At 68.1% G+C, this 26,397-nt stretch carries 24 protein-coding genes; 18 read left to right on the forward strand and 6 right to left on the reverse strand.

Annotated elements, in window-relative coordinates; all coding sequences use genetic code 11:
- Positions 1-23: 23 nt before the first annotated feature.
- The 9 genes from ODR01_RS21925 to ODR01_RS21965 all read left to right on the forward strand — a co-directional run bounded on the left by ODR01_RS21925 (position 24) and on the right by ODR01_RS21965 (position 10,305).
- Positions 24-479, forward strand: a complete 456-nt coding sequence (locus ODR01_RS21925; RefSeq protein WP_316979848.1) for a tripartite tricarboxylate transporter TctB family protein — start codon at positions 24-26, stop codon at positions 477-479.
- Positions 480-482: 3 nt separating this feature from the next.
- On the forward strand, positions 483-2,030 hold the full coding sequence (locus tag ODR01_RS21930; protein ID WP_316979849.1) for a tripartite tricarboxylate transporter permease: 1,548 nt from the start codon (positions 483-485) through the stop codon (positions 2,028-2,030).
- Between the two features lie 358 nt (positions 2,031-2,388).
- Positions 2,389-3,681 (forward strand): anaerobic sulfatase maturase, encoded by a 1,293-nt coding sequence (locus ODR01_RS21935; RefSeq protein ID WP_316979850.1) that lies wholly within the window; start codon positions 2,389-2,391, stop codon positions 3,679-3,681.
- A gap of 297 nt (positions 3,682-3,978) precedes the next feature.
- Positions 3,979-5,274: an ATP citrate lyase citrate-binding domain-containing protein gene (locus ODR01_RS21940; protein WP_316979851.1), complete on the forward strand. Its 1,296-nt coding sequence runs from the start codon at positions 3,979-3,981 to the stop codon at positions 5,272-5,274.
- Between the two features lie 18 nt (positions 5,275-5,292).
- Positions 5,293-8,004 carry a hypothetical protein gene (locus tag ODR01_RS21945; RefSeq protein ID WP_316979852.1) on the forward strand — a complete coding sequence of 904 codons (2,712 nt, stop codon included), beginning with the start codon at positions 5,293-5,295 and terminating at the stop codon, positions 8,002-8,004.
- Positions 8,005-8,234: 230 nt separating this feature from the next.
- Positions 8,235-8,801 (forward strand): EF-hand domain-containing protein, encoded by a 567-nt coding sequence (locus ODR01_RS21950; RefSeq protein WP_316979853.1) that lies wholly within the window; start codon positions 8,235-8,237, stop codon positions 8,799-8,801.
- A gap of 94 nt (positions 8,802-8,895) precedes the next feature.
- Positions 8,896-9,453, forward strand: coding sequence for a sigma-70 family RNA polymerase sigma factor (locus ODR01_RS21955; RefSeq protein WP_316979854.1), 558 nt, complete (start codon positions 8,896-8,898; stop codon positions 9,451-9,453).
- The gene (locus ODR01_RS21960) at positions 9,437-9,853 is read left to right on the forward strand and encodes a hypothetical protein (RefSeq protein ID WP_316979855.1); all 417 of its coding nucleotides are present in this window, start codon (positions 9,437-9,439) and stop codon (positions 9,851-9,853) included. Before ODR01_RS21955 ends, ODR01_RS21960 begins: the two co-directional genes overlap by 17 nt.
- Positions 9,854-9,855: 2 nt before the next feature.
- Positions 9,856-10,305 carry a periplasmic heavy metal sensor gene (locus tag ODR01_RS21965; protein ID WP_316979856.1) on the forward strand — a complete coding sequence of 150 codons (450 nt, stop codon included), beginning with the start codon at positions 9,856-9,858 and terminating at the stop codon, positions 10,303-10,305.
- 51 nt (positions 10,306-10,356) lie between these two features.
- Here ODR01_RS21965 and ODR01_RS21970 read toward each other — a convergent pair whose 3' ends face one another.
- From ODR01_RS21970 to ODR01_RS21990, 5 genes are all read right to left on the reverse strand, one after another.
- Positions 10,357-10,677, reverse strand: coding sequence for a DMT family transporter (locus ODR01_RS21970; RefSeq protein WP_316979857.1), 321 nt, complete (start codon positions 10,675-10,677; stop codon positions 10,357-10,359).
- A 45-nt stretch (positions 10,678-10,722) separates the two neighbouring features.
- The gene (locus tag ODR01_RS21975; protein WP_316979858.1) at positions 10,723-11,277 is read right to left on the reverse strand and encodes an NADPH-dependent FMN reductase; all 555 of its coding nucleotides are present in this window, start codon (positions 11,275-11,277) and stop codon (positions 10,723-10,725) included.
- Between the two features lie 11 nt (positions 11,278-11,288).
- A complete protein-coding gene (locus tag ODR01_RS21980; RefSeq protein ID WP_316979859.1) occupies positions 11,289-11,762 on the reverse strand; it encodes a DUF302 domain-containing protein in 474 nt (157 codons plus the stop codon).
- Between the two features lie 216 nt (positions 11,763-11,978).
- Positions 11,979-12,401, reverse strand: a complete 423-nt coding sequence (locus ODR01_RS21985) for a hypothetical protein (RefSeq protein ID WP_316979860.1) — start codon at positions 12,399-12,401, stop codon at positions 11,979-11,981.
- Positions 12,402-12,586: 185 nt separating this feature from the next.
- Positions 12,587-13,117: a cupin domain-containing protein gene (locus tag ODR01_RS21990; RefSeq protein ID WP_316979861.1), complete on the reverse strand. Its 531-nt coding sequence runs from the start codon at positions 13,115-13,117 to the stop codon at positions 12,587-12,589.
- Between the two features lie 615 nt (positions 13,118-13,732).
- Between ODR01_RS21990 and ODR01_RS21995 the strand changes: the two genes are divergently transcribed.
- The 6 genes from ODR01_RS21995 (at position 13,733) to ODR01_RS22020 (ending at position 22,336) form a co-directional block, all read left to right on the forward strand.
- Complete coding sequence (locus ODR01_RS21995; RefSeq protein WP_316979862.1) at positions 13,733-14,572, forward strand: ABC transporter substrate-binding protein; 840 nt, start codon at positions 13,733-13,735, stop codon at positions 14,570-14,572.
- A complete protein-coding gene (locus tag ODR01_RS22000; RefSeq protein ID WP_316979863.1) occupies positions 14,569-15,573 on the forward strand; it encodes a FecCD family ABC transporter permease in 1,005 nt (334 codons plus the stop codon). Before ODR01_RS21995 ends, ODR01_RS22000 begins: the two co-directional genes overlap by 4 nt.
- Positions 15,570-16,334 carry an ABC transporter ATP-binding protein gene (locus ODR01_RS22005; RefSeq protein WP_316979864.1) on the forward strand — a complete coding sequence of 255 codons (765 nt, stop codon included), beginning with the start codon at positions 15,570-15,572 and terminating at the stop codon, positions 16,332-16,334. Before ODR01_RS22000 ends, ODR01_RS22005 begins: the two co-directional genes overlap by 4 nt.
- 7 nt (positions 16,335-16,341) lie before the next feature.
- Positions 16,342-17,853, forward strand: a complete 1,512-nt coding sequence (locus ODR01_RS22010; RefSeq protein ID WP_316979865.1) for a cobyric acid synthase — start codon at positions 16,342-16,344, stop codon at positions 17,851-17,853.
- 139 nt (positions 17,854-17,992) lie between these two features.
- Positions 17,993-21,247 carry a PAS domain S-box protein gene (locus ODR01_RS22015; protein WP_316979866.1) on the forward strand — a complete coding sequence of 1,085 codons (3,255 nt, stop codon included), beginning with the start codon at positions 17,993-17,995 and terminating at the stop codon, positions 21,245-21,247.
- Positions 21,248-21,370: 123 nt separating this feature from the next.
- Positions 21,371-22,336, forward strand: a complete 966-nt coding sequence (locus ODR01_RS22020) for a Vgb family protein (protein ID WP_316979867.1) — start codon at positions 21,371-21,373, stop codon at positions 22,334-22,336.
- Positions 22,337-22,346: 10 nt separating this feature from the next.
- On the opposite strand, the gene ODR01_RS22025 is transcribed toward ODR01_RS22020, so the two are convergent.
- Entirely contained in the window at positions 22,347-23,126 is a 780-nt protein-coding gene (locus ODR01_RS22025; protein ID WP_316979868.1) for a sulfite exporter TauE/SafE family protein, read from the reverse strand.
- A 69-nt stretch (positions 23,127-23,195) separates the two neighbouring features.
- Here ODR01_RS22025 and ODR01_RS22030 point away from each other — a divergent pair, with 69 nt between their 5' ends.
- The 3 genes from ODR01_RS22030 (at position 23,196) to ODR01_RS22040 (ending at position 26,260) form a co-directional block, all read left to right on the forward strand.
- Positions 23,196-23,786, forward strand: coding sequence for a hypothetical protein (locus tag ODR01_RS22030; RefSeq protein ID WP_316979869.1), 591 nt, complete (start codon positions 23,196-23,198; stop codon positions 23,784-23,786).
- Between the two features lie 222 nt (positions 23,787-24,008).
- Positions 24,009-25,295: a hypothetical protein gene (locus tag ODR01_RS22035; RefSeq protein ID WP_316979870.1), complete on the forward strand. Its 1,287-nt coding sequence runs from the start codon at positions 24,009-24,011 to the stop codon at positions 25,293-25,295.
- A gap of 35 nt (positions 25,296-25,330) precedes the next feature.
- Positions 25,331-26,260: a dihydrodipicolinate synthase family protein gene (locus tag ODR01_RS22040; protein WP_316979871.1), complete on the forward strand. Its 930-nt coding sequence runs from the start codon at positions 25,331-25,333 to the stop codon at positions 26,258-26,260.
- The last annotated feature ends 137 nt before the right edge of the window (positions 26,261-26,397 follow it).

The following is a 26,397-nucleotide window of genomic DNA, read 5'->3' on the forward strand; positions in this document are numbered from 1 at the left end:
ATAATCGAGGGTAGCGAGGACCCATGAGGGACGGCTCGGAAATTCCCATCGACCGCTGGGTTGGCGTCGTACTTCTGGTCGTCGCGGCGGGACTTTTCTACGACACCTTCTTCTTCCGGACCTTCAACTGGGATCCGGTGGGCATGACCTTCTGGCCGCGGGTCCTGCTGGCCGCGATGGCGGCGATCGCCATTTGGCACATCGTGAAGGGACGCGTCGCCGCCGGGGCGGCGGAGCGCTTTACGCTGCGGTCCTTCGTCGTTTTCGGCGGTGGGGTCGTCTATGTCTTCCTTCTCGACTACCTTGGATTCTTCATCATTACACCGGTGGCCCTGTTCATCTACAGCCTGTGGCTGCGCCCGATGTCGGCGCGGGCTGTTGTTTCGAGTGTGGTCGTGGCGGTTTCCGGCACCGGCCTGGTCTACGCGATCTTCGAGTACGGCATGGACGTAATTCTGCCGCGCGGAATTCTGGGGTAGGACATGTCGATCGACCTCGGCGTCATCATTGCCGCCCTCGCGAACGTCTTGCAGCCGTGGAACCTCGTGTTCCTGATTCTCGGCGTGGTTGGCGGGCTTATCATCGGCATCGTCCCGGGCCTCGGCCCGACGATGGCGGTGGCGCTGCTCATCCCGATCACCTACGCGATGTCGCCCGAGGCGGGACTCAGCATTCTGATCGCCGTGTTCGTCGGCGGCATGTCCGGCGGATTCGTCACGGCCATCCTGATCCGCATACCGGGAACGCCGGCCTCGATAGCGACCGTGCTCGACGGCTTTCCGATGGCGCAGCAGGGGCGAGCCGGGGCGGCGATCGGCAACGCCATCGTCGCCAATTTCGCCGGAACGATCATCAGCGCGATCTGTCTGGTCACCTTCGCGCCGTTGCTGGCCGCCTTCGCCCTCAAGTTCTCTTTTGCCGAGTACACGGCCGTGTGCCTGTTCGCCATGACCACCGTGGCCGCCATCACCGGGTCTTCGACGTCGCGCGGTTTCATCACCGCCATCATCGGCATGTTGGTTGCCTGTGTCGGCCTGACTCCGGTGGACGGCCTGCCGCGTTTCGATTTCGGGTTTCCTGAACTGGAGGGGGGGCTGGACCTGCTGCCGGCCCTGATCGGCCTCTTCGCCGTGTCGCAGATGATGAAGGAATCGGACCGCCAGGTCGGGGCGACGCCACGGCCGGTTTCGGCCATGGCGAACATCCTGCCGAGCCGGCGCGACATGACCGGCAACGCCTTCAACTACCTGCGATCGGGACTGATCGGTACCTGGGTCGGCGTCATGCCGGCCCTGGGCGGAGGCCCGGCGGGGCTGATTGCCTACGCTCAGGCGCGCAACGCCTCGAAAACGCCCGAAAGGTTCGGTCAAGGTGCGGTGGAGGGCGTGATCGCCTCGGAAACCGCCAACAACGCGACCATCGGCGGCGCGCTGATCATCGCACTAACCCTTGGAATTCCGGGCGATCCAACGACGGCCGTGCTGCTCGGTGGGCTGATGATCCACGGCCTCCAGCCGGGGCCGCAGCTCTTCCTCAACAACCCGGAAGTGCTTTACGGGATCTACTTCTCCCTGTTCTTCTCCAGCGTCGTCATGATGCTGGTGCTTTTCCTGTCGGTCAGGGCGCTGGTCAAGGTCATCTACGTTCCGAGATTCTGGTTGCAGCCGATCCTGATCGCCATGTGCGTGGTTGGCGTCTTCTCGCTTAACAACCGCATTTTCGACATCGGGGTCATGTTCGCCTTTGGCCTCGTCGGCTACGGTTTGGAACGCCTGCGCTACCCCTTGCCGCCGATGGTGCTGGGGATCGTCCTGGGGCCGCTGCTCGAGGCCAATTTCCGCAAGATGCTGGCGGCCGACGGCTTGCTGCCGCTGGTCCAAAGCCCCATCGCCCTGACCTTCCTGCTGCTGTCGGTCGCCTCCCTCATCTGGGCGGCGCGCTTGCGCAGGAAAAGCTTGCCGGAAATTGCCAAGGATTCAGGTTCGGGCGCGACGATACGGGACGAAGATGACGTCCCTTCCCGATTATGACCAAGTCGGGTGGGCCACACTGCGGGGCTATGGCATGCGACTTGCTATGTGACGTTCAGGGTGGTGGGTTCCCTTTCCAGAAGGATCGGAATACAGACCAATGACATATATAAAGACGTTGTGGAAATCGACCGTCGAGGATTCGCTCCATGGTATTTCCGATTGGCTTAAGCAGGTCCTCAAGGCAACGCACTACCACCCGGAGAAGGCGTACATGCGGGCGCGTCAACAGGACCGCGGGCGGGATCGTCCCGTTTCTCCGGGTGGCGAGACGTCGATCCGGGGAAGTTTCTAGGTCCCAGGATTCAAAAGGACCGGCACGGTGACGGAACCGGCAAGCGCGCGCCCTTTTCAGGTGATGACAAAGCCGAACGGGCCGCGCTGCAACCTGGACTGTACCTACTGCTACTACCTGGAGAAGGAACGGCTCTATCCGGACACCAAGAAGTTCCGGATGCCCGACGACGTGCTGGAAACCTACGTGCGCGACTATATTGCGACGCAGATCGCGACGGGCGCACCGGAAATCTGGTTTTCCTGGCAGGGCGGCGAGCCGACGATGCTGGGGGTGGAGTTTTTCCGCCGCGCAGTGGCCCTTCAGGAGAAGTATCGGCCGGCGGACAAGGCCATTCGCAACGCGTTGCAGACCAACGGCACGCTGCTGGACGAGGAATGGGCGCGGTTCCTCAAGGAACACGGTTTCCTGGTCGGCCTCAGCATCGACGGTCCGCGCGATCTGCACGACCGCTACCGCATCGACCGGAACGAACGGCCCACCTTCGATAAGGTGATGGCGGCAGTGGACTTGTTGGACACGCACGGGGTGGCGTTCAACGCGCTGACCGTGGTGCACCGGCAGAACGCCCGCAAGCCGCGCGAGGTCTATCGGTTTCTTAAAGGTATCGGCGTCGAGTTCATGCAGTTCATTCCGATCGTCGAGCGTTCGGCCGACGGCGCGACCCTGGCCGGCGCGCCGCAGATCGACGAAGATGGGGCAGCCTGCCGGGTGACTCCCTGGAGCGTGCTGCCCAAGGACTACGGCACCTTCCTTACCCGGGTGTTCGACGAATGGATCAAGGCCGACGTGGGACGCGTCTTCGTGCAGTTCTTCGACGTGCAACTCGGCCTGTGGGCGGGCGGGCCGTCGTCGCTGTGCTGGTTTGCCGAGACCTGCGGCCAGGGGCTGGCCATGGAGCACAACGGCGACCTCTACGCCTGCGACCACTACGTCTATCCGGAATACCGGCTGGGCAACATCATGGAGACGCCGATCGGGACCCTCGCCGCATCGCCGGCCCAAGCCAAGTTCGGCGACGACAAGCGGGACACGCTCCCGCGTTTCTGCCGCGAGTGCGACTACCGGTTCGCCTGCAACGGCGGCTGCCCCAAGCACCGCTTCCTGACGACGCCCGACGGCGAGCCGGGGCTCAACTATTTCTGCGAGTCCTACAAGGGCTTCTTCGCCCACGCCGCGCCCTGCCTGCGGACCATGGCCGACCTTCTGAACAGCGGCCGCCCGCCCGCCGGGATCATGGAGGTCTCCCGTCGGCACCGGAAGGGCGCCGCCAAGCCGGAGATCGGCCGCAACGACCCCTGCCCGTGCGGCAGCGGCCGGAAGTTCAAGCATTGTTGCAAAAACCCCGCATCCTGACGACGTCGGTTCTGGGTCACGACCTGCCGATTGGGCGTCACCGGCATGGTGCCTCGTTTGACCCTTGATGGCGATGGCGGAGGGGAATGGCGCCTCCGCGTTCACGTCTTTTTTTCGTTTTCCATCGACCTGGTTTGCGCCGGCCTCTAAGGTAGAGGTACGGCGGGATGGACCGGTCGCATCTTTCGTCTTCCAGCTGTTGGGCATGCTGATCCCGGTGTCGCCCAACGCGGCACTGACGAGGGTTTCGCGGCGTCAAGGGGTCCCACCGGCCACCGGCATCGCGAAGGGATGATCATGCAGATCACGGGAATGCTCTACGGTTCGAAACTGCTGGAACACGTCGGGTTCCCGGCGGCCGAGGTGCTCGGCCCCGATGCCAGCGAAAGCCAGATCCGCGAGCTGATCCGCCGCCACGGCACCATCTTCGTCAAGCCGCTGTTCAAGGGCGGGGTCGGCAAGAAGGGCAAAGCCGGGCTGATCGGCAAGGCCACCGATCTGAAGACCGCGCTGGCCGAGAAGGAGCGCCTGTACTTCGTCGAGCACCGCCACGGCAACGTGGTGGCCAAGGCCTTCGGGGTCACCTTCGAGGGCGGCGTGCCGGCCGAGCACGAGGTCTATTTCTCGATCACCGACGCCACCGAATTCCGCGCCCCCACCATGACGCTGACCCACAAGGGCGGCGTGGCCATCGAGGAGCTGGATCGGGGCTCGGTCGCCCGCGTGCCGTTCGAGGCGCTGACCGGCCTCAAGGCCTTCGTGGTCGCCAACGCGCTCACCGAAATCGGCGCGCCGCGCGAGATCATCTCGCCGCTGGTCCAGCACCTGCCCAAGCTGTGGGAGCTGGTGCACCACTACGGCTTCACCACGCTGGAAATCAATCCGATCCGCATGCGGCGCGAGGCCGACGGGCGCCTGATGCCGATCGCCTGCGACTTCAAGTGCGGCTTCGACCGCGACGATCCGCGCTGGCAACGTCTGGGCTTGCCGCGCGACCTGTTCGCGGTGGACACCTCGGGCTTCGAGCAGGAGGTCAACGAGCTGCGCACCCATCAGGGGCAATCCGACGTCTTCGTGATCAACGAGAAGGGCACCATCCTGGCCCCCACCTTCGGCGGCGGCGCCAACGCCCTGGTCACCGAGGTCCTGGGCGACAGGGCGGTCATTTCGTCGGACTTCGGGGGCAATCCCCCCTACGAGAAGATGCGCCAGGTGGCCAGCATCTGCTATCGCTATTGGCTGAGGCAGGCCAACGTGCTGTTCGTCATCGGCGGCAAGTCCAACAACACCGACATCTATGAAACCTTCCGCGCCATGGCCGATGCCCTGCGCGCCCATTTCAGCGAGCACGGGCCGACGCCGCTTTACGTCGTGGTCGGGCGGGGCGGGCCCAACCTGGTGCGCGGCCTGGGGACCCTGGCCGAGGTTTGCGACGCCCTTGGCATACCCTATCGCATGTTCGGCTTCGACAGCGCGCTGTCCGACGTGGTGGGCTACGCCAAGAAGATCGACGACTGGATGAAGGCCGGCGGCCGCGATGAAATTGCTGCCGGCATGGGCATCCGGCCCGCTGCCACCGGCACGCACAACTGACGGCCCGGGGAGAAGACCATGTTCAAGAAAGGGATCGAGGGTTTCCCATACTACATGGGCGTGAACTCGCTGGCCGACATCGCGACGGCCGAGGATCGCGTCTGCGTGCTCAACATCCTGGGCGGCGAGTCGAAGGTCGTCACCCCTATCAGCCATGCCTTTTCGGGCGGCAACGTGGTGTTCGGCACCTCGGCCGGGCGGCGCGGCCAGGTCCTGAAAACGCCGGCCGGCGACATTCCGGTCTTTAACAACGTGCTGGAGGGCCTCGACGACGGTTTGACCTTCAACACCGGGGTGGTCTATCTGCCGCCGTCCGGGGTCCGCGACGGCGTCGCCGAACTGATCCGGGTCAATGCCGCGCTTGAGAAGATCGTCATCCTGACCGAGAAGGTAGCGGTCCACGATGCCCGCGAGATCCGGGCGCTGGGACAGATCAACGGCATCGACATCTTCGGCGCCAACTGCCTGGGCATCGCCGATTCCTGGAACCGGGTGCGCATCGGCGGCGCGCTGGGCGGCGATCACCCCGATGAATCGCTGTTCAAGGGCTCCATCGCCATCTTTTCCAACTCCGGGGGCTTCACCACCACCATCGCCCAGTACCTGGCCATGGAAGGCTGGGGGACGACGACGGTGATCTCCTCGGGCAAGGACGTCTACATCCACTATGCCGCGCGCGATTTCGCCCACGGGCTCAAGAACGACGGGCGCTCCGCCGCGGCCGTCCTCTACTGCGAGCCGGGCGGCTATTACGAACGCGGCGTGGATTTCGGCAAGCCGGTCGTCGCCTGCGTGGTCGGCCGCTGGAAATCCAAGATCACGCGCGCCGTCGGCCACGCCGGCGCCATGGCCGGCTCGGGCGACAGCGCCGAGGACAAAGAGCGCTGGTTCCTGGAATCCTTGGGCGTCGAGGCCGAATTCACCCCCGAACACCCGGTCTGTTCGGCCAAGGGCGCCCTGGTCACCAACATCGCGCATATCCCGGCCGCGCTGACCGCCGTCATGAAGCTTCATGGCGCCAAACCCGATTTCGCGCCGCGCGGCACGCTGACGCTGAAACCCTGGCTGGCCAACACCCAGGGCATCCGGCTGCCGGCCGAGCTCGACCTGCCGGTGGTGACGGCGCCCGAGCCTTACGCGGCGCAGATCGTCGCCCTGCAACGCCAGATCGGCGCGGTCATCCCGCGCCAGGGGATGAAGGACAGGTCCGGCGCCTCGGTCATGGACGGCCAGACCCAGGTCACCAGCGTCCATGGCCACTCGGTGCTCGATCTCGCCATGGAGCCCCTGGAGGCCAATTTCGCCCTGCCCCTGGTCCACGAGATCTGCGGCGAGAACGACCGCAAGATGCTGGACATCGCCATCGCCGCCGAGGTCAACCTGGTCGGCGACGCCACGCTGATCGCCGCCGACGCCGCCCGCGAGGCCGGCAATTCGCCGAACAGCGTGATGGCGGCGGCGGCCTCGATCGTCGGCCCCAAGCGGGTGGAGCGGGCGCTGGCCTGCACCAAGGCGCTTATCGACCTCTTCGCCCACTCGGGGCTCAAGGATTCGCGCGACGAGGGATTCGATTTTTCGAAAATCAAGGTGGACGAGGCGACGCGGACTCTCTTCATGGCGACCCCCGCCGAAAAGGACGATCCGCGGCCGGAGGCCATGCTGAAGGCCGTCGGCGATCGCGGCAGCACCTCGGCGTTCCTGGCCTTCCTGGGCACGCTCAAGGGCCGTCCCTCGCGCGACGCCATTCTGGCGGCCATCGCGCTCACCATCTCGTGGGGGCCGCTGATGCGCAAGCGCATCTCGCGCCTGACGGCGGAAACCCTGCCGTGGTACCTGCGCCTCTATGGCGTCATGATCGGGGCGACAATCCCGGGCCGCCATCATCAGAGGGGCTCGCTCTACGGCATTCCGCGCGCCGAGCGGTTCGGCCGCTGGACGGTGGCCGACCTGATGTTCCTGGCCATCACCGGCAAGAAGCCCGAGGGCGACGAGGCCCGGCCGCTGCAGATGCTGATCGGGCTTCTGATCTCCAACGGCCCCGGCTCGATCTCGGCGCAGGGGGCCAAGGGCGCCGTTTCGGCCGACGGGCCGCAGACCCCCGGGCGGGTGCAGATCAACAAGGGCATGGTCGGCTTTTTGACCCACACCGGCTATTCGCACGGCGGCAACGGCTTCGAGGGCATGGCCTTCCTGCTCGAGCGCTTCAAATCGACCGGCCTCAAGGACCCGACGGATGCCGGCCACGGCCTCGACTTGAAGGCGATGGCGGCGGAATTCGCCGCCACCTACAAGGCCGAGAAGGCGCGCAGCAAGGAGATGGGGGATGAAACCCGCGCGCTGCCGGGCGTCCATCATCCGGTGTTCAAGGGCAAGGCCGTCAACTACGACCCGCGCGAGCGCTTCATCGCCAAGCTGCTGGAAGATCGCGGCGACTACAACATCTTCCACGCCTTCTACTGCGAGCTGGTCCAGGCGCTCTATGCCGCCGGCGCCTCGCGCTACGTTTTCTGCGTCAACGTCGACGCCGTGATCGCCTCGCTGCTGCTGGCGGTGCTGTGGAAGGATTACAAGGAAGGACGGCTGACCGAAAAGGATCTCGAATCGGCGGCGTTCACGGTGTTCCTCTACGGGCGCATGATCGGCTGCGCGGCGGAAATCGACGACCATCTCAATCGGGGTCGCAACATGGATACCCGCACGTCGGCTTCCGCGTGCGGCTTCGTCGTCTGAGGTGTGGATCTGCAAGGGCGCCGGCCGTCCCCAGTGCCTCGTTGACTCCCCGTGTTGCAGGCGGGCAAGCGGCCCATCGTTTCCGCGCCGCAAGTTTTTTCCGGATTCTGCGTAAGAGGCGGCGGCGTTCGGCCGTGTAATCATCAAGACGCCCGTTTTGCCGGGTGTTCGCGACGGGCGGCCAGAAGGACCTCCAACGCCGCCAACCTTTATCAAGGAGCCAAAAAATCATGGTCTCATCCATCTCGTCCGCGCTCAGCAGCGCCATCGACTATGCGCGGATGCAGAAAGACCTGTTCGCCAAGGCCGACAGCGACGGCGACGGCGAACTCAGCCTCACCGAGTTCGGGGCCGCCAAGCCGGCCGACGCGCCGGTCGAAGGCCCGACGTCGAGCGAACTGTTTGCCAATCTCGACTCCGATCAGGACGGTTCCCTGACCGAGGAAGAGATGCAGGCCGGCGCCCAGAAGATGGGCCCGCCGCCCGGCGGCATGCCGCCGGCCCAGGGCCTGAGCGACGACAGCGTCAAAACCCTGCTCGAACTGCTGGCCGAGGAACTCGAAGAGTCCCTGACCCAGATCGCCAGCGACGAGGAGGAGGCATCCGAGGAAGCGACCTCGGCCGCCCAGGCTGAAGACGGATCCGAAACCGCCGCCGAAGTCAGCGACGAGGAGGAGGAAAAAGCGCTTGCGCTGATTCAACAAGTCATCGACGACTATCGAAACGCTCAGGCCTCTTACATGAGCGCGCAGAACCTGGCGGCCGATACCACCGGCAGGGTTTCGACGGTCGGTTGAAACCCGGCCTTCCGGCCGGCCTGTTTCGGGGGGGTGATGGCAAGACCCGGGGTCGAGAGGGGCGCGGGTGTCCCGGTCAACCGGTGAAAACCGTGTGGACGTCGACCTTTTGCGCCTTGTCGCCCGGGGTGATCCGGCGGCGCTGCGCGCCCTGGTCTCGCGCCATCTCCCCCGCGTTCTCAGGATGGCCGAGCGGCTGACCGGCAATCCCTCGGACGCCGAGGAAATCGCCCAGGAGACGATGATTCGCCTGTGGCGGGTGGCGCGAACCTGGAAGCCGGAGGGGGCGCGTTTCGACACCTGGCTTTATCGGGTCACGGTCAACCTGTGCATCGACCGCCAGCGGAAGCGGCCGATGGAATCGCTGGACGGGGTGGCCGAGATGGCGTCTTCGGAAAAAGGCGCCTTCGCCGCCGTCCATGGCGGCCAGATGAACACCCTGGTCCGTCAACTGCTGGAGTGTCTGCCGGAAAAGCAACGCATCGCACTTGTCTTGTCTTACTATGAGGAACTGACATCTCGGGAGGTCGCCGAGATCATGGAGACAACTCCCGGCGCGGTATTGGGACTGCTGTTCCGCGGGCGCCAAGCGCTCAAGGGCATGCTGACCGCGGCGGGAGTGGAGGGTTGGGACAGTGAACCAGAAACCTGAAGACGACGCCGACATTCTCGGCGTTTTCGGCGCCGATCCGAAACGCTGGCCGCCGGATAGGCGGGCCGCGACGGAACAACGTTTGCGCGATGATCTGCGGGCCCGGCGCGCCTGGGCCGAGGCGGCCCGCCTCGATGCCGTCCTCGACGGCTATGGCCTCGCCGACGATCCGGCGCGCCTGGCCGCCGTCGGCGAGGCCATCCTTGCCGAGATCGCGGGGATGGAGGACGCCGATGACTGGGCCTTGGGCCCGATCGGCTGGCCGCAGGGGCTCGGCGTGGCCTCCGCCGTCGGCCTGCTGACCGCGGCGCTTCTGGTGTTCGGCCTGCCGATGGCGACCGGTACCGAGGCCGGACTGCACGACATGCTGGCCTCGACCCTGTGGCTGGGAACCTATTAGCCATGAAGGCTCCGGTCGCGCTCAGGCGGTGGCGGGCGGCCCTGTTCTGGGGCTCGCTCGCGCTCAACATCGTGCTGGTGGGGATATTCGTCCTTCACCCGCGCCTGCCGTTCATGCCGCCCCCGCCACCCCCGCCGCCGCCCGAGGTCATCATCGAGGAGATGGCGGACCGGCTGGACGCCGCCGATCGCAAGGTCTTCGAAACCGCCGTCGCCACGCGGAAGGCCGAGATCCTGGCCCGCCATCAGGCCATCGGCGCCCATTTCGACGCCTTCAAGGCGGAATTTCTCCGCCAGCCGTTCGACGGCCACCGCTTCCAGGATGCCAAGGCCAAGTTGGACGACGCCCGCGCCGCCTTCGAATCGGTGGTCATGGAAACCATGGTCGAATCGCTTGCCGCCATATCGCCGTCCGGCCGCGAGCGCCTGAGCCGGATGCCCGGCCCGCCATGAGCGAATAATTTCGCTGACCGTGCATGGGCAAGGACAGGCGGGCGCCCGATCCTACGCCGGGCTGGACAGCTTCATGAGCACGAGACCGCCGACGATCATCAGGGCGGCCAGGATGCGCATCCCGCCGGCGGGTTCGCCCAGGAGCGCGATGCCCAGCACGAAGGCGCCCAACGTGCCGATCCCCGTCCACACGGCGTAGGCGGTGCCCAACGGCAGCGAGCGCATCGCCCACGCCAGCAGCGCGAAGCTGGCCACCGCGGTCACCGCCGTGACCACGCTTGGCCAGGGGCGGGTGAAGCCGTCGGACTGCTTCATGGCCGTGGCCCAGGCGACCTCGAACAGACCGGCGACGATCAGCGCAAACCAAGCCACGGCAGCCTCCATCGATTGAAATGCCCGGCAGGAAGCGGCGGAACCTCAGCCGCCTCCGCCGATGAACTTCGCGAAGCCTTCGATGAACCCGGCCACGCGTTCGCGGGTGTCCTCGTCGGTCAGGTTGCCCTCGCCATCGAAGAGCGTGCCGGCCCTGGCCACCAGCAGGCGGCCCTCGAACCACGGCCTCGTGCCTAAGGTGCGCAGCACCGGCAGCCAGTGGGCCTGGGAGAGCGTCGTGCCGAAGCCGCCCGGCGAGGCACCCATCAGCGCCACCGGCTTGCCCTTGAAGAGATCCGTGCCGCCGGGCGGGCGGCTCATCCAGTCGATGGCGTTCTTGAAGACGCCCGGAATGCCGTTGTTGTATTCCGGCGTCGCCAGCAGCAGCCCGTCGGCACCTTTCAAGGCTTCCTTCAGGCGAGCCACGGCCTCGGGCACGCCTTCGCCGGCCTCGACGTCGGCGTCAAAAAGGGGCACGCCACGGATCGATCGGGCATCGAGGGTGACGCCTGGCGGCGCCGCTTCGACGGCGGCGCGCAGCAGTCCCGCGTTGTAGGATGCCTTTCGCAGACTGCCGGAAATTCCAAGGATGCGGGTCATGCCGGCCGCGCTCAGGACAGGGCGTCGTCGACGATCTTGGCGAAGATGGCGTCGAGTTCGCCGGCCATGGCGTCGAGCTCGGCCACGCCATAAGGCGCGAACACTTGGCTCGGCGTGCGATAGGTCAGTCGGGCGGTGCCATCCGGCCGTTCGGTCACGTAAAGGCGCAGCGGCGCCTCGATGCCGGCCGCCTCGCTGGCCTTGAGCATGCGCACCGCGAAGTCGGGGCGGAACACCATAAGGACCCGGTTGCCCGGGATGGTGGCGCCGATCGTCTTGGCGCCGCAATCGGCGCACGCCTGGGCGACGACGGCCATGCGGTTGGCCTGGATGGCGCCGGTCAGCTTTTCGACGAAGGCCGCGAAGGGTTTGCCGGTGTCGACGGAACGCGCCCCCGGATAGGGCGACGGATTCTCGGCAACGGCCGGAATGGCGACAAGAAGCGTCAGCAGTCCGATCCACAAGGTTCGCGGGAAGACTCGCATGTCCAACTCCTTGGGCGGGTTGCGGCGACGGCCGGCAACGTCCGGGGAAGGGAACGGGTAAGGGCCATGGATATGGGGAGAGCGAGCGGCCCCGTCAGCCCCGGCGGCGAACACACAACCGTGAGCGCGATGACGCCGCGGCGAGGGTCATGGCGCCGGGGGCGGCGGGTGCCTTAAGCGCTCTCCTCCGCCGCCGCGCCGTAATCTGCGGCCGGGTCAGCTTTCCGGCTTCTCGGCGGCCGGGGGATCGAAGTCGATGCGCTTCCACGCGTTGCAGCGGATGCTTTCCTCGCCCGGCTCGTTGCCGGTCGGATTGGGGATCCTGAACGTAATCGACTGGACGGGGATCTCGAAGATGTCGCGCAGGTTGCCTTCGATCTCGATGGTATTGCCGTTGCGAAGACTCACCCTCCCGAACCCGATCCTGCACGTGCCGCTGATCCTCAGCGCCTGGATGGAGGCGATCTCATCGACCGGCAGGTTCACCGGCCCGTGGGTGCCAAGGTCGCTCACCTGCCACGCCGGGACGTCCTTCATCGGAACGATGGCGCCCTTGAGCTCGCGGCCGACAAGCTGGACGGTGGCCGTGCGCTCGGCCGCGCCGGCCATGGCCGGGGCCAGAATGGCAACGCCCGCCAAGGCCGCAAGAAGCCACCCGCAGATCCATCGCCCCGTTATTGCGCCTGTCCCTGTTGCCACTGTCCGCTCCTGATCAGCCGCCGAAAAAGCGTGTCATGCCGATTTTGGTTCCTAACCGGGCCGGCCGCAAGCCCGCCCGTAAAGGCGCGCCGCCGGCGCCGGGGCGGTGGGCGCTTCGAGCGGTCTCAGCCGCCGTTGCGCCAGTGGCGGATGAGCGGGCCGGCGGCGCCGTAGACGGGGCAGGCGGCGGGCAGCGCCACCCGGGCGATGGCGGCCTTGGCCCGCTCGTGCTCGGCCGGGTCGCCCCACAGGAGGTCGGGGCCGATGCCGCCGGGATAGGCGCCGACGACCACAAGGTCGGCGCTGGCCCGCTCGCGCTTGTGGCCGGTGCCGGCCGGCAGGAGGACGACGTCGCCGGCCGCGACCTCGACGGCGGCGCCCGCCGGCCCGCCCAGGGTGACGGTGGCGGTGCCGGCGACGATGCCCAGCACCTCGTGTCCGGTGGAATGGAAGTGATGGTCCGCATAAATCCCGTTGCGCCAGGCGCCGGGCCAGCCGTTGGCGGCGAAAAGCGCGGCGCAGGTCTCGGCGTCGACGGCGTCGGGAACCAGCGCCCCGCGATAGAGGAGGGCGGGCAGGGACGGGTTGTTGGGAATTCGCCCGTCGTCGGCGAACGTCAGGGTTTCCACCTTCAGGTGCTCAACCGGTACCGGCATGGTGCCCTCGCTTTCCAATCTCTCTGGCATATGGGCGCCCGGCCGGCCCCGGTCAAACCGAGTCCCGGCGGGGCCGAGGGGGCGAGCCTGAGGCTCTGCAGAACCGCCCAGCAGCGGGATCTTGATATTATCCTATGATAGGTATATATTCATCATTAAAACCTTGCCTCCAGGCCTGGGTGCTGGAGGCTTCGGGCGGCGGCCCCGGGCGGGGCACCGGTCCCGTTCGAGACTCGCTCGAATACCATAACGCACTGAAATCAAACAGGAAAACGCCAAAATGATGACAAATGGCGACAGATGATGACATTCCTATCGATGAAATTGCCTTTTTCCCGTTTGATGTCAGGAGGTTGGCGAGCGGCGAAGAGCCCGACCGTCGTCATCTTGCGGCCGGGGCGGAAGGCCGGCGGGCGCGGTCTGAATCGACGAGTCTAGGCGATGCGCGTTGATGAAACCAACCTTGCGAGCGCTCGCCTCTCGTCGATCCGGTTCTGCCCGTCGCCCCGAAGTCGTGGGCGGGAACGGCCGCCCGCGCAGCCCCGTCCCGCCTCATTTCCCATCGACCCGATTTGCGCCGGCCTCTAAGGTAGGCGCGGCGGGATCGGTTGGGATGTGGGATCGTCGATGCGGGTGTGGGCGGCGGCTTTGGTTTTCTTGGGCGTGGGCGCGGCTTCGGCCGGCGCGGCGCCGTTGCCCCGCGTCGTCTCGCTGGATTACTGCGCCGACCAATACGTGCTGGCCTTGGCCGACCGCGAGCAGATCCTGGCCGTGTCGCCGGCCGCCGGGGCCGAGTATTCCTACATGGCCGAGCGCGCCCAGGGCGTACCCCGCGCCCGCCCGACGCCCGAGGCGGCGCTGATGCTTTCGCCCGACATCGTCGTGCGCCAGTGGGGCGGCGGCTTCGGGGCGCCGGACGTGCTGGGCCGCTTCGGCATCCCGGTGGCGCAGATCGCAGACGACGTCAGCCTGGAACAGGCCCGCGCCAGCCTGCTTGCCATCGGCGCCGCGCTGGGCCAGTCGGCACGCGCCGAGGCCCTGGCGGCCGAGATGGACCGCCGCCTGGCCGCCCTCGCGGGTTCGTCCCCGGCTTCCCGGCCGCGCGCCCTTTACGTCACGGCGGGCGGCATGAGCAGCGGCGCCGGCACCTTCATCGACGCCATCCTTCAAGCCGCCGGGGTGCGCAACCTGACCGCCGAGAAAGGGCGCCGCGGCTGGGCGTGGGTCGACATGGAGGCCCTGGCCCTCGACCCGCCCGACCTCTTCGTCACCGGCTTCTTCGACAAGCGCGAGCGGCTGGTCGACAACTGGTCGCCGTCGCGCCACGCCTTCCTTCAGGATGCGCTGGCGTCGCGCCCGGCGGTCCATCTGGCCAGCCGCCAGGTGGCCTGCTCGGCGTGGTTCGTCGTCGACGCCATCGAGGCCGTCGCCGCCAAGCGGAGCGCGCTCAAATGATCGCGGCCGGAAGGCGCCCCCGGGCGGTGGCGGGCGTGCTGCTGGCGGCCCTCATCGCCGTCATGGCGGCAAGCTTGCTGGTCGGCGACGCCGCCCTTGGGTCGGGCGACGTGCTGGCGGCTCTCTTCGGGGCCGGCGATCCGCGCCACGTCTTCATCGTCCAGGACATCCGCCTGCCGCGCATCCTGCTCGGCGCCCTGGTCGGGGCCTCCCTCGGCCTGTCGGGGGCCGCCGTGCAGGGACTCTTGCGCAACCCGCTGGCCGATCCCGGCGTGGTCGGCATCTCGGCCAGTGCCGGGCTGGGCGCCGTGGTGGCTCTCTATTACGGCATCGCCGCCAGTTTCGCGCTGGCGGTGCCGCTCTTCGCCATCCTCTTCTCGCTGGCCGCCACCGCCGTGCTGGCCTGGCTGGCCGGGCGCGACGCCAGCGTGCTCACCCTGATCCTGGCCGGCGTCGCCATCTCCAGCCTGGCCGGCGCCCTGATCGCGCTGGCCATGAACCTGTCGCCCAACGCTTATCTGCTGAGCGACATCGTGCTGTGGCTGCTGGGCTCGCTGGCCAACCGCAGCGCCACCGAGGTCATCCTCGCCGGCCCCTTCATGGCGGCCGGCTGGGCGCTGTTGCTGGCCGCCGCCCGCCACCTGCCGGCCCTCACCCTGGGCGAGGAGGCGGCGGCCTCGCTGGGCGTCGATCTTCGCCGCCTGCGCCTCCAGGTCATCGTCGGCGCCGCGCTGTCGGTTGGGGCATCGGTGGCGGTTTCCGGCATCGTCGGCTTCGTCGGGCTGGTGGCGCCGCACCTGGCCCGGCCCTTCGTCGGCTACGACCCCGGCCGGCTGCTGATTCCCAGCGGGCTCGGCGGCGCGCTGCTGGTGGTCGCCGCCGACCTGCTGGTGCGCAGCGGGCAGGGCGCCGCCGAGCTCAAACTGGGCGTCGTCACCGCGCTGCTGGGGGCGCCCTTCTTCCTGTGGCTGGTCATCCACACCCGGCGGACCATGCGATGATCGAGGCCCGCGCTCTTTCCGCCGCCATCGGCGGCCGCGAGGTGGTCACGCAGGCGTCGATCGCCGCCCGGGGGGGCGACATCGTCGGCCTGATCGGCCCCAATGGCGCCGGCAAGACCAGCCTGCTGCGCGCGCTGCTGCGCCTGGTGGCGCCGACGGCGGGCCAGGTGATGCTCGACGGCGTGGACATCACCGCCGATCCGCCGCACCGCCACGCGCGGGCCATCGCCTATCTGCCGCAGGGCCAGACGGTGGCCTGGCCGCTGACGGTGCGCCGGCTGGTGGCGCTCGGCCGGGCGCCGCACCGCACGGCCTGGAGCGGCCTGACGCCGGCCGACGAGGCGGCGGTCGAGCGGGCACTGGCGGTCGCCGACGCCGCGGAGTTCGCCGAGCGCCCGGTCACCGAACTGTCGGGGGGCGAGCGGGCCCGCGTGCTGCTGGCTCGCGCGCTGGCGGTCGAGGCCCCGGTGCTGCTGGCCGACGAGCCGATGGCCTCGCTCGATCCCTACCACCAGTTGGCCACCGTCGATGCGTTGAAGAAGGTGGCGGCCGACGGCGCCGCCGTCATCGTCGTGCTGCACGACCTCGCGCTGGCGGTGCGCACCTGCACGCGCCTGTGCCTGATGGACAGGGGCCGGGTGATCGCCGAGGGGGCGCCCGAGGCGGTGCTGACGGATGCCAACCTCGCCGCCGTCTACCGGGTGGCGGTGCGGCGCGGCGCCGGCGGCGATTTCGCCATCGGCCGCCGGCTGGACACGTAAGGCCGCCATGGCCGCCGTCCTCATGCTCCAGGGCACCGGCTCCGACGTCGGCAAGTCGGTGCTGACCGCCGGGCTGGCCCGCGCCTTCACGCGCCGGGGCCTGACGGTGCGGCCGTTCAAGCCGCAGAACATGTCGAACAACGCGGCGGTGACGGATGCGGGCGGCGAGATCGGCCGCGCCCAGTGGGTACAGGCGGTGGCCTGCCGGGTGGCGCCAAGCGTGGACATGAACCCGGTGCTCTTGAAACCACAGTCCGATTTGGGCGCCCAGGTGGTGGTGCACGGCCGGGTCGTCGGCACCGCCGAGGCCGGCGCCTATCAGGCCCGCAAGGGCGAGCTGCTGGGCGCCGTGCTGGAAAGCTTCGCGCGGCTTGCCGCCGAAGCCGACCTGGTGCTGGTCGAAGGGGCGGGGAGCCCGGCGGAAACCAACCTCCGGGCCGGTGACATCGCCAACATGGGTTTCGCCGCGGCGACCGGGACCCCGGTGGTGCTGGTCGGCGACATCGACCGTGGCGGCGTCATCGCCGCCCTGGTCGGCACGCACGCGGTGCTCTCCACGGTCGACCGCGCGCTGGTCAAGGGTTTCATCATCAACAAGTTCCGGGGCGACATCCGGCTCTTCGATGACGGCCTCGTCGACATCGTCCGGCGTACCGGCTGGCCGTCCTTCGGGGTGGTGCCGTGGTTGGTCGAGGCGCGCCGGCTGCCGGCCGAGGACGCCGTGGTGCTGGACGACCCCGTAGTTTTGGGGACACCATACTTAATTCAAAGTGAATTAAGTATGGTGTCCCCAAAACTACTGGTTGCCGTGCCGATGCTGTCGCGCATCGCCAATTTCGACGACCTCGACCCGCTGGCCGCCGAGCCCGACGTCGCCGTGCGTTTCGTGCCGCCGGGCACGCCGCTGCCGGCGGACGCCGGCCTCGTGGTGCTGCCCGGCAGCAAGGCGACGCTGGCCGACCTCCGTTTCCTCAAGGCCCAGGGCTGGGACATCGACATCCTCGCCCACGTGCGGCGCGGCGGCCGGGTGCTGGGCCTGTGCGGCGGCTTCCAGATGCTGGGCCGCAGCATTGCCGATCCCGACGGCATCGAGGGGCCGCCGGAAACTGCCGCGGGCCTCGGCCTCATCGACGTCGAGACCCGCCTGGAGCCGGCGAAGACCTTGCGGCGTGTCGCCGGGTCGGCGTGGCCCGGGGGGCCGGCCTTGACCGGTTACGAGATCCACAACGGGGTGACGGCGGGAGACGGGCTTGCCCGCCCGTTCCTCGCCCTCGATGGCCAGCCGCATGGGGCGACGAGCGCCGACGGCCGGGTGGCCGGCTGCTATGTCCACGGCCTCTTCGAAACCGGCGCCTTCCGCGGCCATTTCCTGGCCGGCCTCGGACTGGCCGGCGAGAGGCCCGATCAGGCGGCCCGCCTGGAGGCGGCACTCGACGGCCTGGCCGCCCATCTGGAAGCCCACCTCGACCTCGACGGCCTGCTGGCCGTCGCCGGATCGTACAAGGCCCTACCCGGCTAAGGATTTTCCCTAAGTCGAGGCCAAATATAGACTCGCTCCAAAGAAACCCATGGCTTTTCGAGGGGCTCTTGCGGTAGTTTGCCGCCAGAGGGTGGGGGCCCGCTTGGCGGTGCCGGCCGGGTAACGTCGAGTAACGTATGTGACGAGCGCTGGTTTTCGGGCGGGCGCCCTCTTCTGCGGGTTGTTCGCTCTCGTTTCCCTTTCCGTCGGCGCACGGGCGGACGACGCCGTTCCGCGGCCCCATATCCTGGTCGGCAGCGAGTTCGACTATCCCCCCTACGCCCTGGTCACCGAGGAAGGCGAGGCCGACGGCTTCAGCGTCGATCTGATGAAGGCGGTCGGCGAAGCCGTGGGCATCGACGTCACCTTTAAGGTCGGCCCCTGGAACGAGGTGCGCTCCGCCCTCGAACGGGGCGAGATCGACGCCCTGCCGCTGGTCTCCTATTCCAAGGAGCGGGAAAGGGTCTTCGACTTTTCCATACCCTACATCGTGGCGCACGGGGCCATCTTCAAGCGCAAGGGAGCGCCGGACATCACGTCCGTCGTCGACCTGCGCGACAAGCACATCATCGTCATGTCGGCGGACGCCGGACACGACTGGCTGGTTCGCAACGACATCTCCAATAACCTCGTCCTCACGCCGACGGTCGAGGAATCGCTGCGCCTTCTGGCTGAAGGCAAGTTCGACTACGCCCTGGCTCCGCGCCTGGTCGGGCTGCTGATCGCCCGCGACCTGGAGCTGACCAATCTTGAGACCACCGGTCCGGTGATCGACGCCTATGGGCGCGGCTACGGGTTCGCGGTGAGGAAGGGGAACGTCCCGCTGCTTCTCCAGCTCGGCGAAGGCCTCAGCATCGTCAAGGAATCCGGCCGCTACGACGAGATCTATGAGAAATGGTTCGGCCTTGTCGACCCGCGGGGCGTCCCGGCCGGTGTAATCGCCCGCTACGCTCTGTGGGCCGCCCTCGGCGTCGTGGTGCTGGGCGGGGTGGCATTTGCCTGGATTTCGGTGCTGCGAAATACCGTCGAGGCGCGCACCAGGGAGCTGCGGGAAGCCCATGGCGGCCTGGAGCAACTGGTGACCGAACGGACCCGCGAGTTGCAAGACAAGAATTTCATCCTCGACGCCGTCATCGAGGGCGCCGCGGACACCATTTACGTCAAGGATCGCGACGGCCGTTACCTGCTTGTCAACCGGTCGGGGGCCGAGGCGTTCGATGTCGACCCGGCGGACATGACGGGCAAGACTTCCGCCGACATGTTCGTGCCGGCGGTTGCCGCCGAAATGGCCCGGCGCGACCGCGCCGTCATGGAGACGGGAAGGGCCAGCGACGTTGAGGAAGTGCTCGCCCTGCGGGGCGAGGACCGCATGGTCCACACCTACAAGACGCCCTATCGTGATGCCGAGGGCAACATCATCGGCGTCATCGGCATCACCCGCGACATTACCGAACGCAAACGGGCCGAAGCGGCGCTGGCGGAGAGCGAGGAGCGCATGCGCCTGCTGCTCAGCGGCGTCGCCGTCGGCATCGGCGTCGAGGATCTGGAAGGGCGCACCATCTCGGTGAACGAGGGCCTGGCCCGCATGTTGGGCTACACCCCCGAAGAGCTCAAGGCTATGCGCTTCACCGAATACACCCACCCCGACCATGCCGGGCGGGACGCCGAATTGTTTGCCGAAATGGCCGCCGGCGCGCGCGACGGCTATCAGCTGGAAAAGCGCTACATCACCCGCGACGGGAGCATCGTCTGGGGGCGGCTGACCCGTACCGTGGTGAAGGATGTCCAGGGGGCGCCCAAATATTGCCTCGGCATGGTCGAGGACATCACCGAACGCAAGCGCGCCGAGGAGGCCCTGCGCGAGAGCGAGGAACGGTTCGCCAAGGCTTTCCGAGCCAGCCCGGCGCCGATGTCGATCTCGACCATCGACGACGGCGTGACGCTCGACGTCAACGACGAATGGCTGGCCATGCTGGGCTATTCCCGTGACGAAGTCATCGGCAAGAGCTCCATCGAACTCGGCTGCTGGGGCGGCTCGCAGCGGGCCGCCTTCATCGGCCGCCTGCGCGATGACGGCTCCTTCCGCGGCTTCGAGGCAAGCGTGCTGACCAAGGAGGGCCGGGAGCGGCGGGTGATCCTGGCTGGCGAAACCATCGACGACGGGCGCATGCTGCTGGTGTTCCACGACATCACCGAGCGCCTGCGGATGGAAAGCCGCTTGGCCCATGCCCAGAAGATGGAGGCGGTGGGGCAGTTGACCGGCGGCATCGCGCACGACTTCAACAACCTGTTGCAGATCATCCATGCCCGCCTGGAGATCATCGGCGCCGCCGTCAAGGCCGACGATCCCCTGCGAAACCATGCCCAAAGCGCCCTGGCGGCGGCGCAACGGGGCGGCAAGCTGACCCAGCAGCTTCTGTCGTTCTCGCGCCGCCAGGTGCTGCGCCCGGCTACCGTCGATCCCAACGCCCTGATCGAGGGCATGGTCAAAATGCTGGCCCGCACCCTGGGCGAGGACATCGAGATCGAGACGGTGCTGGACCGCGACGTGCCCTCCATCACCATCGATCCGCACGGCCTGGAAAACGCCGTCCTCAACCTCGCCATCAATACCCGCGACGCCATGCCGAAGGGCGGCCGGCTGTCGGTGAGGACCAGCTGCAAGCGTCTGGAGCGCGATATCGTCGTCGACGACGAGACGCTGCCGGCCGGCCCCTATGTCGAGGTCTCGGTCACCGACACCGGGTCCGGCATGACGCCCGAAACCCTGGGCCATGCCTTCGAGCCCTTCTACACCACCAAGGGGGTGGGCGAGGGCAGCGGCCTTGGGCTTTCCATGGTGTACGGCTTCGCGCGCCAGTCGGGCGGCCTCGCTACGCTGGAAAGCGAGGTCGGCCAGGGCACGACGGTGCGCATGCTGCTGCCTCTCGTCAACGCCGCAGCCGCGCCGGCCCGGCCCGAACCGCGCGCTGGCGACGCGAAAGCGCCGGTGGCGGCGACGGTGCTGCTGGTCGAGGACGACCCCGACGTGCGTGCCGCGGTGGCCATGGTCCTCAAAAGTGCCGGCTACAGGGTCCGCGAGGCCGAAGACGGCGCCACCGCGCTGACCGTGCTCGACGCCGACGCCTCGATCGGCCTGGTGTTCAGCGACGTCGTCATGCCGCGCGGCATAAACGGCTTCGATCTGGCCCGCGAGGCGACCCGCCGCCGCGGCGACCTCAAGGTCATCCTCACCTCGGGATACCCGGAATCGGAGTTGCAAAACTCCGGGCTGGCGAAGAGCGGCTTCCGTCTGCTTGCCAAGCCCTATGCCAAAAGCGAGCTTCTCGAGACCCTGGCCGCCATGCTGGGCGGCGAGGAGTCTTCCGCCGGGTCGAGCACCCGCCGGGCCTGACGCGGCGGGGGCTCCCCACCTCAACCCTCTCGCATCGAGGGGCAGGGAGGGGCCGCAGCGCGCCTTGCCGGGCCGGCCGCGCGTTCCCACATCCAGGGCTTCTCTGGCGAGCGGGAGGCGGCGATGACGCGAACCCTGTCCCTGGCGATCCTGGCCCTCGCGCTGGCGGTGGCGGCGCCCGCCGAGGCCGAGGTCAAGGTGCAATCCTATCCGGTGCTCAAGGGGGCACATCCCCACGACGTCGCCCCTGACCCGGCCGGTGGCGTTGTCTGGTACACGGCGCAACGACAAGGCGCGCTGGGCCGTCTCGATCCGGCGACCGGCCAGGTCCGTCATATTCCGTTGGGCGAAGACTCGCGTCCGCACGGCGTCGTCGTCGGACCGGATGGCCGGGTGTGGATTACCGACGGCGGGCTGAATGCCATCGTCGCCGTCGATCCCAGGACCGAGGCGGTCACCTCCTATCCGCTACCCTCCGGGCGGCGCAACGCCAACCTCAACACGGCGGCCTTCGATGGCGCCGGGGTGCTGTGGTTCACCGGCCAGAACGGCATCTACGGCCGGCTCGACCCCAAAAGCGGCCGGATGGACGTCTTCGACGCTCCGCGCGGCGTCGGCCCCTATGGCATCGACGCCACGCCAACGGGCGACATCTGGTTCGTGTCCCTCGCCGGCTCCTATCTCGGCCGGGTGGATCGCGAAAGCGGCAAGGTCGAGGTCATCGACCCGCCGACGGCGGACGCCGGCACCCGGCGCGTGTGGTCGGATTCCAACGGGACCCTGTGGATCTCGCAATGGACGGCCGGGCAGTTGGCCCGCTACGACCCCAAGGTCCGGGCGTGGAAGGAATGGAAGCTGCCGGGCGACGACCCGGCCGCCTATTCTGTCTACGTCGACGATCGGGACAAGGTGTGGGTCAGCGATTTCGACGCCAACGCCATGTTGCGTTTCGACCCCGCGACCGAGGCCTTCGAGGCCTTCCCCATCGCGCGCGAGGACGCCGAGGTGCGTCAGATGCTTGGCCGCAAGGGCGAGACGTGGGCCGCCGAGTCCGGTACCGACACCCTGACCGTCTATCGCTACGAGTGACGGGCGGCGACTAGCCCAGCGAGGATGCCGCCGCTTCCCACAGCAGCTTGACGGCGACGGCGGTGAGGATGGCGGCGTAACCCCAGGTGATCCAGGCCGGCTTGGCGCCCTTGATCATCAGCCGGCTGCCGATCTGCGAACCCACGATCACCGCCACCGCGGCGAGCGCGGTCAACAGTCCCGGCAGTTCCATGGTGCCGGCGTAGCCGGCGGCGCCGGTGAACGAGCACACCGTGACCACCAGCGCGGTGGTCGCCGCCGTCTGGCGCGGAGGATACCCCAACGCCATCAGGGCGGGCGCCACCACGAAGCCGGCGCCGATACCCAACAGCCCGCCGACGAAGCCGACCCCGGCGCCGACGCCGAGGCGGAAGACCAGCCGGCGGGGATGGGGGGCGGGTGTGGCAGCGGGGCTGCCCAGGGCCGGCTTCTTGGCGGCGCCGCGCACGGCGCGCATCGCGGCCAGGGTCACGGCGCCGGCAAAGAGGGCCAGCACGGTCCCCGAAGCCAGATGAGGCTGGGCCAGCGCGCCCAAAGGTGCGGTGATGGCCGCCGCCGCCGCCATCGGCAGGCCGCCCTTCCAATCGACCAGGCCGGCCCGGCCGTAGGGGATCAGCGCCAACAGGGTATTGAGCCCGTTGAGCATGAGGCCCAGCGGAATGGCCGCCGTCCCGAGGTCGAAGCCGGCCCAGTGGAGGATCGGCACGAACAGGATGCCGCCCCCCAGCCCGAGGACGACGAAGACGGCCGAAACCGCAAGGATGGCGCCGGCGGCGATTGCAGCGTTCACGGGGGCTTCCCACCTAGAGAAATTGACGACGGGCGTGGGGTCGTCTGTGGAGGACGAGGAGAAACGGGCATGCGGACGGCGATAGTTGTGACCTTTCTGGCGATCGCGTCAAGCGTGGTGTCGGCGAGCGAGCCGGCCCGCCACACCTCGCCCTACCAGGGGGAGGAGAAGCGCGCCGTCAAGTCATTGGCTGACAGCGAGGTCGCCGACCTGCTGGCCGGGCGCGGCGCCGGGTTCGCCAAGGCGGCCGAGCTCAATGGCGTGCCGGGGCCGGCCCATCTGCTGGAGATGAAGAGAGAGATCGCGCTCACCGCCGGGCAGGAGGCCGAGATCGAGGCCGTGCGCCAGCGCATGCAGGCCGAGGCCGTGGAGCTGGGCAGGCGCCTCGTCGCCCTGGAAGCCCAGCTTGATGCCGCTTTCGCCACCGCCACGGCGACGAAGGAGGCCCTCGGCGATCTCTTGACCGCCATCGCCTCGGTCGAGCGCAACCTGCGCTTCGCCCATCTGGCGGCGCACCTGGAAACCCCGGCCATCCTGACCCCCGGACAGATCCTGGCCTACAACCGCCTGCGCGGCTATGCGGCCGCCGACCCCTGCGCCGCGCCGCCCCCCGGCCATGACCCCGCGCTCTGGCGCCGGCACAATCACTGCTCCGACTGAGCGCCCGGCTTTCGGCCTGACGACCGGGCCGCCGTCGGACCGCAAAAAGAAATCCCCTGCCTGATCGGCAATTCCCTTGCTCGCCGTGTGCCCTATAATCGCCGGGCCGCTCGGGCCCCTTCGGGGGCGGGGGCGGCGCGGCCCTCTTTCAGGCAAGTCCCCCTGCGGCGGGCCGCCGGCTGACCGGAAATCCTCGGATCTCAAGAAACGGAGCCTGTCGCGATGCCCCTCGACCCCATCAAGATCGCCCTGCCGGGCGGCGAAACCCTTCCCTTGCCGCGCATGATCCCCGTCGAACAACGCTTCCCCGAAGACGACGTCGGCGACGTCAAGGCGGCGGTCGTCGCCGCCCTGGCCGCCTTGCCGAAACGGCCGGACGTGGCCGGCAAGCGCATCGCCATCACCGCGGGCAGCCGCGGCATCCCCGACGGGGTCGCGCTCTATCGGGCGCTGATCGATCAGCTCAAGGCCTGGGGAGCCAAGCCGTTCGTCTTTCCGGCCATGGGCAGCCACGGCGGCGGCACGGCGGAAGGCCAGCTGGAGATGGTCAGGGGCTACGGCCTTACCGAGGAAGCCTTGGGCGTGCCGATCCTTTCCTCCATGGAAGTGGTCGAGTCGACGAAACTCGGCGACATCCCGCTCTATTGCGACAAAAATGCGCACGGCGCCGACGGCATCGTGGTGGTCAACAAGATCAAGCCGCACACCAGCTACAAGGGCGACTACGAAAGCGGGCTGTGCAAAATGATGATCATCGGCATGGGCAAGCACCACGGCGCCACCATCTTCCATTCCCTGGGCTTCGCCCGCTTCGCCGAGATGATGCCGAAGGCGGCCGCCGAGCAGTTGAAGGTGCTGCCGGTGGTGTTCGGCTTGGGGCTCGTCGAGAACGCCTACGACGGCCTGGCCGTCATCGAAGCGATCGTGCCCGAGCGCATCGTCGCCCGCGAGAAGGAGTTGCTGGTCACCGCCAAGGACGTCATGGGCAAGCTTCTGATGAGCGCCATCGACGTGCTGATCGTGGACGAGGTCGGCAAGAACATCAGCGGAACCGGCATGGACCCCACCGTCACCGGGCGCGCCGCCTCGCGCCTGCCCGGCTTCGTGGCGCCGCCGATCACCCGCGTGGCGTTGCTCGACATCACCGAGGAATCGCACGGTAACGCTACCGGCCTGGGCGTCGCCGACATGATCACTTTGCGCATGTTCAACAAGATGGACCTGGGGGCCACCTACACCAACACCATCACGTCGCGCAATACCGACGCCACCCGCATCCCGATGATCCTGAACGATGATAAACAGGCCATCACGGTGGCGGTGCAGACCTGCCTCGGCGTCGATCCGGCCAAGGCCCGCATCGTGCGCATCGTCAACACCAAGAAGCTGCACAAGATCTGGATGTCCGAGCCGTATCTGGAGGAGATCAAGGCCCAGTCCGGGAAGTTCGCCATTCTCGGCGAGGCCAAACCGTTTTCCTTCGACGCCAAGGGTACCCTGCTGGATTGAGGCGGTGGCATAACCGCGACGGGGTGAGGGGGGCGATGATCGATCGGGACGCGATTTCGGGGCGGGCGTTGCCGCGTGGCATCGTGCCCAGCCTCAATACGCCGTTTACCGCCGACGGCACGCTCGATACCGAGGCTTACGGCCGCCTGATCGATTATGTCATCGCCGCCGGGTGCGGGGGCGTGCTGCTGCCGGCGGTGGCTGGCGAGATCGGCAGCCTGTCGCGCGCCGAGCGCGAGCGGCTGATCGAGGCGGCGTCGGCGCGCAACGCCGGGCGCATTCCCATGATCGTCGGCGTGTCGGCGGCGGCATGGCCGGAAAGCCTGGCGCTGGCCCGCCACGCCCGCGCCGCCGGCGCCGACGCCGTGCTGTGGCAGCCGGAGCCCGGATTATCGGAGAACGCGCTGGAGAAGGGCTTGGCCGCCTTGGGCGAGGCCGGGCCGGGCGCGGTCGTCCTCCAGGACCTCGACTGGCGCGGCGGCGGCCTTGGCGTCGAGATCATCGCCGCGCTGTTCGCGCGCGTTCCGGCGTTCGCCGGCATCAAGGTCGAAACCGTTCCGGCCGGCCCCAAGTACAGCGCCATCCAGGCGGCGACCGGGGGGCGTCTGCACGTTAGCGGCGGCTGGGCGGTGAGCCAGATGATGGATGCGCTGGCGCGCGGCGTCGATGCCTTCATGCCGACGGGGATGGAGCCCATCTATTGCGAGATTTATCGCCGCCACGAAGCGGGCCGGCCGGAAGAGGCCCGCGCGCTCTTCGAGGCGATCCTGCCCATCCTGGCGTTTGCCAACCAGCACATCGAGGTCAGCATCCGCTTCTTCAAGGCCCTGCGGCGGGCGGCGGGACTGTTCGCCACCGACGCCTGCCGGCCGCCGGTCGCGGCGCTGGATGCCGTCCAGGACCGGGAATGTCGGCGCCTGGTCGACTGGGCGCTGGAAATCGAACGAAACCTGAGCCAAGCCTGAGGCCGCAGGCGCCCCGCCGCTCCCGGCCGGATCCCCCGTCGAAAGACCAATCCCGACAGCCCCGGCTGCTGTGAGGGGTTAGGGGGCGGGGCGAAGTGCCCGAGCGTTCCCCACCTTGCGTGTTCAAGTGGCTCCTC

It is taken from the genome of Shumkonia mesophila (assembly GCF_026163695.1).
Taxonomy (GTDB): Bacteria; Pseudomonadota; Alphaproteobacteria; order Rhodospirillales; family Shumkoniaceae; genus Shumkonia; species Shumkonia mesophila.